The 12962-nt window shown below is 52.1% G+C and carries 9 protein-coding genes; 3 read left to right on the top strand and 6 right to left on the bottom strand.

Annotated features, from left to right (window positions below; genetic code table 11):
* From ACJROR_RS06975 to ACJROR_RS06995, 5 genes are all read right to left on the bottom strand, one after another.
* On the bottom strand, window positions 1-619 hold a 619-nt coding region (locus tag ACJROR_RS06975; RefSeq protein ID WP_406546488.1), incomplete at its 3' end, for an AAA family ATPase.
* Window positions 620-732: 113 nt separating this feature from the next.
* Window positions 733-2268: a TolC family protein gene (locus ACJROR_RS06980; protein WP_406546489.1), complete on the bottom strand. Its 1536-nt coding sequence runs from the start codon at window positions 2266-2268 to the stop codon at window positions 733-735.
* Window positions 2269-2318: 50 nt separating this feature from the next.
* Complete coding sequence (locus tag ACJROR_RS06985; RefSeq protein WP_406546490.1) at window positions 2319-3449, bottom strand: ABC transporter permease; 1131 nt, start codon at window positions 3447-3449, stop codon at window positions 2319-2321.
* A gap of 1 nt (window position 3450) precedes the next feature.
* Window positions 3451-6201, bottom strand: coding sequence for a ribosome-associated ATPase/putative transporter RbbA (gene rbbA, locus ACJROR_RS06990; RefSeq protein ID WP_406546491.1), 2751 nt, complete (start codon window positions 6199-6201; stop codon window positions 3451-3453).
* 14 nt (window positions 6202-6215) lie between these two features.
* Window positions 6216-7250 carry an HlyD family secretion protein gene (locus ACJROR_RS06995; protein WP_406546492.1) on the bottom strand — a complete coding sequence of 345 codons (1035 nt, stop codon included), beginning with the start codon at window positions 7248-7250 and terminating at the stop codon, window positions 6216-6218.
* Window positions 7251-7448: 198 nt separating this feature from the next.
* Between ACJROR_RS06995 and ACJROR_RS07000 the strand changes: the two genes are divergently transcribed.
* The 3 genes from ACJROR_RS07000 (at window position 7449) to ACJROR_RS07010 (ending at window position 11329) form a co-directional block, all read left to right on the top strand.
* A complete protein-coding gene (locus ACJROR_RS07000) occupies window positions 7449-7916 on the top strand; it encodes a MarR family winged helix-turn-helix transcriptional regulator (RefSeq protein WP_406546493.1) in 468 nt (155 codons plus the stop codon).
* Between the two features lie 484 nt (window positions 7917-8400).
* The gene (locus tag ACJROR_RS07005; RefSeq protein ID WP_406546494.1) at window positions 8401-9600 is read left to right on the top strand and encodes an aldo/keto reductase; all 1200 of its coding nucleotides are present in this window, start codon (window positions 8401-8403) and stop codon (window positions 9598-9600) included.
* A gap of 367 nt (window positions 9601-9967) precedes the next feature.
* Window positions 9968-11329: an ATP-binding protein gene (locus ACJROR_RS07010; protein WP_406546495.1), complete on the top strand. Its 1362-nt coding sequence runs from the start codon at window positions 9968-9970 to the stop codon at window positions 11327-11329.
* Between the two features lie 699 nt (window positions 11330-12028).
* Here ACJROR_RS07010 and ACJROR_RS07015 read toward each other — a convergent pair.
* Window positions 12029-12457, bottom strand: coding sequence for a hypothetical protein (locus ACJROR_RS07015; RefSeq protein ID WP_406546496.1), 429 nt, complete (start codon window positions 12455-12457; stop codon window positions 12029-12031).
* Window positions 12458-12962 lie beyond the last annotated feature (505 nt).

Consider the following 12962-nt stretch of genomic DNA (forward strand, 5'->3'; position numbering starts at 1 on the left):
TGGTGAGAAGATCAATAAAAGACTTCTGGAGCTTAGTATCATTCCGGTAATCCCGGTAAATCAGATCCCACTCGTCCATAATCAGGATAAATCTTTCTTTGGTATATTCGCATACTGCCTGTAACGCCGCGGTCAGGTTTTTTTTACCGACTTTTCTGCTTTTGCCAATCACTCTGGCATAGTCTTCGTTTTCTTTCAGATCCTCGATGATCGTGTATTTAAAATAATCAACAAAGGTAGTAACCCCCTTAACCTGCAGATCCTCATCTTCTGTGTATGCAATATAGTCGTCCCTGATGGTATTCATGTCTAGGTAAATCACATCGTACTTGTTCAGGTGTTTTCCGTAACTCTCCTTGTAATCCTCATTTGTTATTTTGAGTCCGTCAAAAATATGCTGCCCGGAATAGGCCTTTGAGTAATAGGCGAGGAGCATATGCGCTGTTACGGTTTTGCCAAATCTGCGGGGGCGTGTTACAGCAAACAGACGTTTGTTCTTATTGATATTTTCAGACATTTCTGCGATAAAATCAGTCTTATCTACAAAAACATCATTATCCTTAAATGCAACCAGATCAACAAAAGAATTGCTGCTGACAGGATTCAGAGTATCGCCCATGACTTAACCTCCGGGAACTTTATGATGCCGTCATTCTAACACGGCACAGATTTTTTATCCGTGATACGGGTTTGAACTTAACTGGCAAACATCTGTCGTTGCTCACGGCGTTTTTACCGGCCGTCCTCCGGCTCCTTCTGACTCTGTCCTGACTCTTCGGCGGCTGCCGCCCCGGGATCCCAGCCGCCCCCGAGACTCCGGTATAAATCGGTGAGACTGCGGTGATAATCAAGCTTCGCCGCGAGGAGCTCATTTTTGAGGCTGATTTCATTAAGCCGGGCATCAATAACCCGGTCATAATCCGAGGCATCCAGTTCAAACATCTTTTTTGTGGTAACGCAGAGATGCCTGGCCTCTTTAAGAGCCTTTAAAAGCGCGGTCTCCCGGTCGCTGTAGCCCCTGGCGAGACTGTAGCTGTTATCAACCTCCGCAAGGCTCTCCAGAAGCTTCTTGTCATATTCAATGAGAGCTGTTTTGAGCTTGGCGTCCGCAAGGTCAATATTCGCCCTTATTCTGCCTCCGGTGAAGATCGGCACCGAGAGATCAAGGCCGAGGAGCCCCGCCCAGGTTTTTACATTGTCAAAATCATTGCTGATATGAATAGTGCCGGAGTCCCAGATGAAGGACAGGCTGAGCCGGGGGTAGAGATCGGCGGTAGCCGAGGCCACCTGAGCGGCCAGAGCCTTGATTTCATTGCTTTTAGCCAGAAGATCCGGACGATTCTGGAGGAGATCGGCGGGATAAACGCCCTGAGGAGGAGCCGGAGCCCTGTCCGCAGTCTTAAGCTCCCGGGGAAAGTTGTCAGTAAAATCCTGCGGCGTCTTGCCAGTCAGCACGGCCAGCGCTCTTACGTAATTTTTTCTTTTGGCCTCCAGAAGCTGCAAAAAGGCCTCCTTCTTGGTGATCTCGTTGGTTATATGCTCGAGATCGTATGAGGTGGCCTGACCGGCATCAAAGCGGCCTTTAACATAACGCTTCATCTCGCTCAGGCTGGCAATGGACTCCCGGAGGAGCTCCAGCTCCTCCCCGGCCGCCACCGTCTCAAAATATGTCCGGGCCACGCTGGCGGCAACGGCGATTCTGGCAGCGTTGGCCATATCTCTGGCGCTTAAGGCCCGGTAGGCGTACATGTCAGATTCGCTCTTTTTCTTTCCAAAAAGATCGATTTCCCAGGAGGCGGAGAGGGAGCCGGTGATGGAGCGGGGATTCCCGCGGATCTTTTTCCCGAACATGGGGGACGGGGAGGTGGCGGACATTTTTCCGGCATTGCCCCCAAGAGCAAACTCCGCTGCCGGGTTCAAATCAGCATCGGCCATGGCCGCCATGGCATCTGCCTCCCGGATCCTGCTCCGGGCGATATTAAGATCGGGATTGGCCTCAAGAGCGGCGGCTACTAGTCTGTTAAGCTCCGGATCCTCCCACCGGGTCCACCAGCTTCTGATATCGGTATTAGCGCCGCTGTTGTCCGTCCCGCTGTCAGCCGCCGCGCTTTGGCCCTCGCTGTAGGCTTCCGGAAGCGTAACCGAGGAGCTGATATCGCTTGAGGTCACCACCGAGCAGCCTGATATCAGGGCCAGAGCGCCAAAAAGCAAGGCTCCCAGCGGCCGCTGCAGCCTGTTGAGCTCAGGCATTTTTGGCGTTATTTCCATCCTATGCATTCCTTGCATTTCCTGCATTTCTTGCGTTCTCATAAAACCTCCTATCCCTGTCTGGAAAGCATGGCGCGGAATTTCATCAGGGCTACCACAATAAACACGCTGCCGGCGCCGATGATGCGCATAAGTTCGGGGCCGATGGTCTCAATATCCGCATTCCGGAAAATAACCTGGTGAGTGAAAATGGAATACTGCACCGTGGGGGAAATGGTCAAAGCCTGCTGGAGCCCCTCCGGCATGTTGTCCAGCGGGGTCATGGCTCCGGAAAGGAGATACAGCACCATGTACACCGGAATGCACAAAAGCCCGAACTGCGGCATGTGGGGGGCAAAGGTGGCCAGCATGATCCCGAGAGCCGCGAAGCTGAAAATATAGCAGGCCGTGCCCAGTGAAAACAGCAGCACGGATCCCTGAATGGGCACCCCCAGAGCGCCGTTCACCACCAGAAACAGAGAGCCTAGGGTGAACACCAGAATCACCAGCACATTGGCGATAATTTTGGAGAAGGCGATCTCCGAAGAGGTAACCGGCATTACCAGAAGATGCTCAATGGTGCCCCGCTCCCGCTCTCTTATGACGGCCGCTCCCGCCAGAATCAGGGTGAGCAGGCTTAAATTGCCGATAATCTGGGTAACTCCCATATGCCAGATGCTGGAGGCATTGGGATTGAATCTGTTTCTGATGACCACATTAATGCCGCCGGAGGAGGCTTCCCGGGGATCCGCTCCGGCTCTGAGGAAACGCGTAATCTCCTCGTCAATGATATGGCTGAGATACCCGGTGCCGGCGCTGGCATGGGTCATTGCGGTGGCATCCACGGTAAGTCCGATGCTGGGCTGCTTGCCCTGGAGGAGATCCCGTTCAAAATCCGGCGGAAAATCAATGATAAAAACGTACCTGGCCAAATCAAGAGCCCGGTCCACATCGGCATCCCCGATATATTCAGGAGCCTTGAACCTAGGCGGCAAAATAGCCTGAACAATGCTGCCGGTAAGAGCGCTTCTGTCGTGATCCACCACCGCCACCGCGGCATTTCGCACATCCGTGGCCGCGCCGGTGGCGGAGGTATAAACGGCGCCGGTGAAGAAATAGACCATGAGGGCGATTAACACCACATCTCCCAGCACGCTTCTGATTTCCTTGCGGATCAGCACTCGCAGGTTTTTTAAATTCATGCTATTTCTCCTGTTTTCTCAAGAGCAGCGTTGCCAGAGTGAGGTAGGAGACAATCAGTAACACCAGAGCGCCGTAGGCATGGAGGAAGCTTCCGAAGCCGAGGCCCTTGGTAAACGTGCCCAGACTGATAAGCTGAAACCAGCAGCCCGGGAAGGTTTTGCTGATGATCTGCTGCGAGAGCTCCAGAGACGAGGCCGGAAACATGAACCCGGAAAAGTTAATGCTGGGCACAATGGAAAGCACCGCGGTGCCGAATACCGCCGCGATCTGAGAACGAACAAAGCAGGAAACCAGAAGCCCGAAGGAAGAGGAGGCGGTAATGGCCAGAAAGGCCCCGAGACACAGAGCGGCGAAGGATCCTCTTACGGGAACGTCCAGGAAAAACACCGCAAGAGCGCACAGCTGGAGAAAGCAGGCAAAGGCCACGATGATATAGGGGATCTGTTTCCCGATAAGATACTGGTAGACCCGGGCCGGAGAGGTATAGAGATTGGAAATGGTGCCGAGCTCCTTTTCTCTTACCACCCCGAGAGCCGTCATCATGCCCGGAAAGAGCACCAGCGCCACCATGATAAGTCCGGGAGTAATGACATACACGCTTTCAAAGGCTTCGTTATACCTCATCCGGGTCTCTATCCCATAGCCGGGAACCAGTTCCCCGGGGCGGGAACTCCTGTCAGCCTCGTGCTTAAGATACTGTCCGGTGATCCCGGTGGCGTAGGTTACGATGTTGTTGCTGATGGACGGGAAAACCGCATCGATATGAAACTGGGCTTCAGGTTTCCGCCCCTTCAGAAGATCGCTTCCGAAGCCCGGGGGGATCTCCACCACCAGCCGGACGTTCTGCTCCCGGAGCAAGGTCTCGGGATCCTGATTAGCCCCTGCGGGAATTTCCTTTTGGATAAGATAAGGGGATCCCGCAAATTCGGAGATAAAGCGGCGGCTTTCCGGAGAATTATCCTGATCCGCCGCCATAAAGGGCAAAGGAGCCAGATCAAAGGAAATGCCGTGCACGGCAGTCACCACCAAAACCACCGCCCCGAAAAGCGCAAAGAAAATCCGGATGGGATCCCTTAGGAGCTCCCGCATTTCCCGGAGGGCGAAGGTGTAAATGATAAAAAAGCTGTAGAAAAAGCCCCCCGGCACGAAATCCTTCTTCTTTTTTTCCTTCTTATCATCCTTTACCGCTGACATCTCCTGAGCGGAAATGCGATCCCCGTCGGTCATCTGATCCTCAAGATAGCCAATAAAGGCCTTCTCCAGGGTATCCTGCTTCCGGGAGCGCTTAAGCTCTTCCGGAGAACCCACCGCCAGCACCCGGCCCCGGTGCATGAGAGAAATGCGATCGCAGCGGGCCGCTTCGTTCATAAAATGGGTGGAAACGAAGATGGTAACCCGTTCTTCCCGGCTTAATTTGATTAGGTAATCCCAAAACATGTCCCGGGCCGCGGGATCCACGCCGCTGGTGGGTTCGTCCAGAATAAGAATTTCCGGCCTATGGAGACAGGCGGCGGCGAGCTGCAGGCGCTGCCGCACCCCCAGGGACAGCACGCTGGGGAACTCCCGGGCCACTCCGGTAAGTTCGAAGCGCTCCATGGTCTCTCTGATAATTCTGCTCTGCTGATCATTGGGGATGCGGTAGAGCTGGGCATGCAGTCTCAGATTGGCCCTGACCGAAAGCTCCTCGTAAAGCGAAAATGCCTGAGACATGTAGCCTACTCTCATCCGGGCCGCAATATCCCGGCTGTCTATCGGACGCCCCATAATGGCCGCCGTTCCCGAGGAAGGCTCCAGAAGTCCGGTGAGCATTTTCATGGTGGTGGATTTCCCGCAGCCGTTGGATCCCAGAAACCCGAAGATCTCCCCCCGGGAAATGCGGAAGCTCACATGATCCACGGCGGTGAAGTTCCCGAACACCTTGGTAAGCTCATTGGCCTCGATGACCGGGGGCTCCCCCTCCTCCGGCGCAAAGGGCGGAATCACAAAGCCCCCGGCCTTGCCCCTTTTGTGTTCCGGAAGGGCCTTAAGATAAGCCTCCTCGAGATCCCGGCTCTTCCCGGCGGCAATGAGATCTTTCGTGGAACTATGGGCCAGAATGCAGCCGTCATCCATGATCACGGTGTTTTCAAAACCCTCGGCCTCGTCAATATAGGCGGTGGAGACCATGAGAGTCATGTCGGGATCCTCATTCCGCATAACCGCCAAAAGATCCCAGAACTGGCGCCGGGACAGGGGATCCACACCGGTGGTGGGCTCGTCCAGGATCAGAAGATCCGGGCTGTGCACGAGAGCGCAGCACAGACTGAGCTTCTGCTTCATGCCTCCGGACAGCTTGCCGGCAGCCCGGCCGGCAAAGGGAGACAGGGAGGTAGCGGCCAGAAGGAGCTTCATGCGCTTCTCCCGCTGCCGGCGGTCAAGGCCGAACAGTCTGGCATGGAACTCCAGATTCTCCAGAACGGTGAGGGTGGGGTAAAGATTTTTGCCCAGCCCCTGAGGCATGATGGCCACAGCATGGGAAAGCTGATAGCGGGAGAATTCTTTGGAAATATCCCGGCCCAGAGTAAGAATGGAACCGGTCTGGAGGATCTTGATGCCGGCAATAAGGGAGAGCAGCGTGGATTTTCCGGTGCCGTCCGCTCCCACAATGCCGGTGGAGGAGCCGCGTCTTATCTGGAGGTTCACGCCTTTAAGGGCCTCCAGCTTGCCGTAGCTGTGGGTAACGGAGCTTACCTCTACCGCAAATTCAGACATGCTGCCCCCTGAGACTATCTTGAGCCTTCAGGCTTTGCCGGAAGCCTTACGGCGAGCCTCGCGGGCCAGGCGGCGTTTCTGTCATATTTCACATAGCCCAGAGCCGGCATCCCGCCGTTAAAGGCGCCCCGGTATTCCCGGAGCACGTCGGCATCCACCCTGAGGGTAACCTTGAACATGAGCCGGGCCCGCTCCTCCGCCGTCTCCACAAATTTGGGGGTAAACTGGGCATCCTGCGCAATGAAGCTGATCTTTGCCGGAATAACGGCATCCATGCCCTCGATGACAATGCGGGCTTCATCTCCGATCCGGAGATTCGCAGTCCTCCGGGACGGCACAAAGAGATCCAGAGTGAAATCCAGAGGATCCAGAAGAGCCGCCACCCGCCCTCCGGCTCCGATAACGTTCCCCGGATCTGCCAGGGTGTATTCCACATAGCCGTCCAAGGGAGCGGTGATCACCATGTCGGCTTCCGCATCCAGGGCAATATCCAGACCGGCGGCGGCCTGCTCCGCCTGATAAGAGGTTCTTTTAAGATTCCATTCGGCCTCAGCTCTGCTGCTTTTGGCGGTTTCCAGACTGGCGTTAAGCTGCGTGAGATGGCTTATGCGGCGCTCGAGCTCGGTCTGGCCGATAAGCTTCTCGTTTCGGAGCTTGCGGGCGTTTTCGAGCTCTATTTTGGCGAGGCGAATGCGATCCTCCAGGGATTTGATTTCGGAATCGATGGTTACGAGATGCTCCGAAACCGCCTTCACTCCCGATTCGGCGGCCGAGAGAGCGGATCGGGCCTCCTTTACCTGTCCCTTCGCTCTGGTATCCTTAAGGCGGGCAATGACCTGTCCCTTTACTACGCTGTCCCCTTCCTTTACCAGATACTCCTCCACCCGGCCCGCATACAGCGAAGCCACGTCAATGCGCTTAAGCTCCGTGCGGCCGTTGGATCCGTAGATTCCCTCCGGGATCTCGACAAGGCTTTTCTGATGATGGGTGTACAGAAAATAACCGCCGGCTGCCGCCAATATGGTGAAAAGAACCAAAGATAGACGCATAACAAAATCCTCAGGAGTCTCCGGACTTAAGCATTTCCGTCTTGATGTTTGTTTACCTGTAAACAATTTCATTCTATTTGATGATTGTTTACCTGTCAACAATCATCGCTGTCCGGAGCAGTAAATTTGCAAATTTACAGCCGAAGTTATAAACTTTACATTATTGTTTACCGGTAAATAAAAAGGCAGAGGTACCGTATGTCTCAGTTAACAGAACCAGTGCTCAGTCTTATCGTTCAAATCATCACCAAAATCTGCGCCATCCATAACAATATCGATCAGGAGATAAACCGGATTCTGGAAACAACAAACGGGGCAAAATACAACCTGACCATTCATGAACGGCTTACTCTGCGTTATATCGGCGAACAAAAAATTACCAATGCCACCACCATTGCCTCAAATACTGGCATCACCAGAGGCGGCATCTCAAAAATCTGCGGGAGGCTCATTAAAAAGGAGCTTATCACCGCAAACCGCATGGAAGGAAACCGGAAGGAGATCTTTTACCGGCTTACCTCCTCCGGCGATCATATCTATCAGGCCATGGCGCAGCAGATCCGAGATGCCGAGGGGCAATGCCGGGAGCTTATCGAAAGCTACAGCGCGGAAGAGCAGGTTCTTCTGGCGGACTTTCTCAGAAAAATCGAAGAAATCATCCCGTAATCCGCCTGAAATCAGATCCTTGCCAGCTCCGCTGATAATGCCGAAATGTCAGATGTCTGAGATGCGGGCCAGGGGCCGGAATATTCTCCGCCCTGCTCTGTCTCAGCCTGAACACTCCGCCCTTCCTGTCAGCCGGAATTCCTTTTAAACTTGTAAACAGCAGGAGCGGAGTTTGGAATTCCCTGCTCAGCGGAAGCGCCTCTGCTCCGAAAATGTGGCAGAATTTTCGGCGAAGGAGTCATTTCCGGCAAAAGATTCCGGCCTTAAAAAGGACTGAAATAATCATTTTTGCGAGGGACTTATGAGATATCGGCGGTTTGTGATATTTTGCAGCCTGATGCTCCTCCTGATTTTCTGCGGGACAGCAATTACAGTAACCCATCAGGCAAAAGCTTCCGGAAGCACCTCCCAAGAAGTCGCTCTTCCGGCAGGTATCAGCCCGGTTAATGAAGCGGCCGGGAATGGTCTCAGCCAAAAGGAGATAATGACAATGGAAATGCGGATCGGCAAAACAGCGGTTTCAGCGGCATGGGAGCAAAATGAGGCGGTTTCGGCGCTGATGAAGCTGGCGGCAAAATCTCCCCTTACGATAAAAATGTCCATGTACGGCGGCTTTGAGCAGGTGGGATCCATTGGTCACAGCCTCCCGAGAAACGACCGCCGAATGACTGCTCAGGCAGGGGATATCATGCTGTATTCCGGTAATCAGCTGGTGGTGTTTTACGGCAGCAATTCCTGGGCATATACAAAGCTGGGCCGGATCACCGGGCAGTCACAGGAACTCTTAAAGGAGCTTTTGAGTAACGGGGATGTCACCGTCACCCTGTCTGCCGGCAAGAAGGAGAGCGGTAAGGGTGCCTTTGATTTCTCCAAAAAGACCGTGCTTCTGAACAGCGGCTATGAAATGCCCGTCATCGGCCTGGGAACATGGGCGCTCACTGATAACACAGCGGAAGAAGCCGTTTATCAGGCGCTCAAATCCGGCATGCGCCTTATCGACACGGCAAGATACTACGGTAATGAAGTCGGCGTCGGACGCGGCCTTGCGCGGGCGATTTCCGAAGGCCTGGTAACCCGGGAGGAGGTCTTTATCACCGGCAAAATCTACGGCGGCAACTATGAACGCGCCGGCAGGATCATCAATGATGAGATCAGGGATCTTAATGTGGATTATATTGACCTTCTGCTTATCCATCAGCCCGGCTCAGATGATGCAGGCGTCTATAAGGCCATGGAGGAAGCGGTAAACGATCACCGGATTCGCTCCCTCGGCATTTCCAATTACTACTCCAAAGAAGCGGTGGACAAGGTTCTGTCATTTGCGACCATTAAGCCTGCGGTAATTCAGAATGAAAACCATCTTTATTACCAGAACACGGAGCTTCAGCAATATGTCAGACAGTACGGCATCGTGATCGAATCCTGGTATCCTTTCGGGGGGCGAGGCCATACTGCCGAGAGCTTCAGCAATGATATCATCGCGGAGCTGGCCGGCAAATACGGAAAAACCCCGGCGCAGATCATTCTCCGCTGGCACCTGCAGGCAGGTTTCATCGCCATCCCGGGGTCGTCTGATCCTGACCATATTGCGGAAAACTATGACATCTTCGGCTTTGAGCTGACTCCCGAAGATATGGAAAGGATAAGACGGCTGGATCGGCACCAGCGATACGAAAACTGGTAATCTGCTGTTTGCCTGCGGCAGTTCTCCCGCCCTCTCCTGCCCGGTAGCTGCCGGCCGGATGCCTTCGCGTTCAAAACCGCAAGGCCATTACGCTGTAGCTTTAACGAAAAAGGCGCCGGCAAAGCCCGGATCTGTAACATCGGCATCAGCGCTGATTTCCTCCTGAATGAAAAGCGCATCTGATACATCCTCTCCGTAATGCCGGCGCTGTTATTACTTGGCATTTACCTTGCGCACTATGTATGAATTCCAATTAGCGTACTCTGCGCATAGCGGGAAAATCTGCTAAATTGTACTATGCGTATAATGGAACATGGCTGACAGACAATGGCATGGTTAATGGCAGACGGAGCTCGACAGGGGATTCATGGAAATTAAGAGAAAGATTTACCAGCGGCTTCTGAGCTGGAAAACCGAAACGAAGGGAACCAGGGCTCTCCTGATCGAAGGGGCGCATCGCGTCGGAAAATCCGCCCTCGCTCTGAAATTCGCCCGGGAGCAATACAAGTCATATATTCTGGTGGATTTCAGCCAGGCGCCGAAAAACATCAGAGATAACTTTGAGAATCTGCATCAGCTCGATGTCTTTTTTCAGAACTTGGCGCTTGAGTATGGCGTACGCCTTTATCAGCGGGAGTCTCTCATCATTTTTGACGAGATCCAGAAGTTTCCCAGAGCCCGGGAAGCAATTAAGTACCTGGTGTCAGACGGCCGGTATGATTATATCGAGACCGGTTCGCTTATTTCCATAAGGGAAAACGTGGAGGATATCACCATCCCCTCTGAAGAACGCAAAATCAAAATGTATCCTGCCGATTTTGAGGAGTTTCTCTGGGCGATGGGAGAAGAATTATTATCAGAACACATTCGCGCCTGCTACAAAGACGGAAAGGCTCTGGAACAGAAAACTCATGCCAAAGCGATGCGCTATTTCCGGGAGTACCTGCTGGTAGGGGGCATGCCGCAAAGCATTGTGGCCTATATCAAAGGCAATCGCGATTTTTATGCCAGCGATATTGAAAAAAGGGACATTCTGGATCTCTACCGTGATGATATCCGAAAAGCTGCCAGAAGATACAGCTCCAAGGTTTCCGCCCTGTTTGAAAATCTTCCGGGGTATTTGTCGACACATGAAAAAAGGATTGTGCTCAGCAAAATAGACGAAGACGGCCTCTACTCGAAATACGACGAACCTCTGTTCTGGCTAGATGATTCCATGATCTGCAACCTGTGCTATAAATGCAATGACCCCAATGTCGGTTTTGCTCTCAGCAAAAACGATGCCGCAGTGAAATGCTATCTTGGCGATACCGGACTTTTGGCAAGTCTTGCCTTCAGCGAGAATGAGATCTCAGACCAGCAGTTATATAAGGCCATTATGGGAGGTCGCCTGTCACTAAACGAAGGCATGCTGTATGAAAATATGATCGCGCAGATGATTGCCGCCACGGGAAGGAAACTCTATTTCTACACCAGATACAGCCCGGAAAAGCACCGCAACGATATCGAAATTGATTTCCTGCTTTCCAATAACAGCAAAACCAGCTTCAAAATTTATCCCATCGAAGTCAAATCCTCCCGGAACTATACAGCAACATCCCTGCATGAGTTCAGGAACATTTTTTCCAAACGCATTGAACAGTCCTATATCATTCATCCCAAAAGCTATATGGAGGAAGGAGGCATTATCAAGGCGCCGCCTTACATGTTTTTCTTCATGTTCTCTTAACGAAGTTTAATCCGGACGGAACACCTGCGCCATGAGGCGGAATCTCCTTGAAGCCTGAGGTTATGCCGGTGCGGAATTCTGCTGGATCCGCGCTGTACATGATCGGTATCTTAGCCGGTAACTTGATCGGTGACTTAGTCGGGCACTGCCGATCAAGTTATTTTTTAGCCTGTGTTTCTGATTCCAGTTTACTGCTTTTCAGGTTCATTCCCTTTTTTTTTGCCATGCATTCCCTTAAATTTCACCTCAAAATAAGGGAAAGCCGCCAGAATTAAGGGAATGAAACAACATCTTCCTCTTGCTCTTAAGGCCCCTTAACAATCAGTGACAAGCCCTTGCGTCAGCGGCGCTCTTCCGGTTTGAACTGCTGCAGCTCAATCAGCCTGAAAAACTGCAACAGCCTGTTGCAGTTTTTCAGGAGGGCAGGGAATACATTCCGGAAACAGAGCTCAGGCCTTGTTCTCGGCCATTATTCTAAGCTTATGCTCAGATTGACCACGCAGTGCAGGGCCAATTTCTCTATCAGTAATCCCTCTGAGCCGCAGTCCCCCTTCTGAAAAGCGCCGCAATCCAAAGCTTCAGGTTTCAGAGGAAGATCTGCAAATTGACGCCCAAGCCGGGTTTGCCAATTGGGAACGCCATTGAATCAAGGCCGATGACATTGCGGAGATCAGCGGGGAGCGGAAAGAGTTTTCCGGCTTATAACCTACCCTGTCCCGTAAGAATCGTCTCATGATGAGCTTTTTCCTCTTCTTCTTTCTGATTCATCCGGTGTTCCTTGGTTTTCTCATTTCCCCAAAGGTCAGTGAACAAACCGGTCATTTCCTTGCTTGAGGTGTTATCGCAGCGGCGGATCTCCGCCCAGGAGCACAGCTCCGCAAAGTTGTCATCATAGACGGTTTCCGTAGCCGGGCCTATGGAGCCATCCCTCTTTTCGTAAAGAAGACGTCCGGTTTTTATGAGATCATCAGGATAGTCATTCCCCATCTCCGGGGTATTCAGGCGATTGAACACCGCGGCATCGATCTCATAGTAAGAAGCATCACCGCGCCATGAAACTCTGGCAGTGTAAATGCCTTTTTCTTCGTCATAACAGGCCTTCCAGCCTAATCCCTTCTTGAATTGCATGCCTGCCCTCTTATTCGCTCAAATACAGGAGATCTTATTTATCGTCGTCTGCTGAAAGCTCTGTCGTATTTCATGAGCCGCGATGAAGTCAGAGTTCGCCAGGAATGCTCCGTTCAGATGCCGGTCAATGTTCAGGAACTGTGCAATAACAGCGGCGAGCGTGCTGTACTAATGTCAAAGTAGCACACACTTATAAATCTCATGTCTTCATCACCATAGTATCCCATAAAAGTTGCTATTTGTAGCGAAACCCTTTAACATCTGAAAAGAAAGTATTGTGAATCGCAGATATCCGACACATTATAACCATAAATTATACACATATGTTTTTAAAGCTCAAAGATGCCGGATATGAATTTTGAACAAAGGATTCGTTATGTCAGAAAGTGAAGTTAAATTGTTAAACTCCCCTTATGGTGAAGTTGCTTATGAATCGTTTCGCAAGCTCAAAAGAGCTTTTGCCGATAAAAGCGCAATGATTAAGTCACTGGATGATAATGGAATG

The sequence above is a fragment of the Succinimonas sp. genome, from assembly GCF_045225735.1.
Lineage (GTDB): Bacteria > Pseudomonadota > Gammaproteobacteria > Enterobacterales > Succinivibrionaceae > Succinimonas.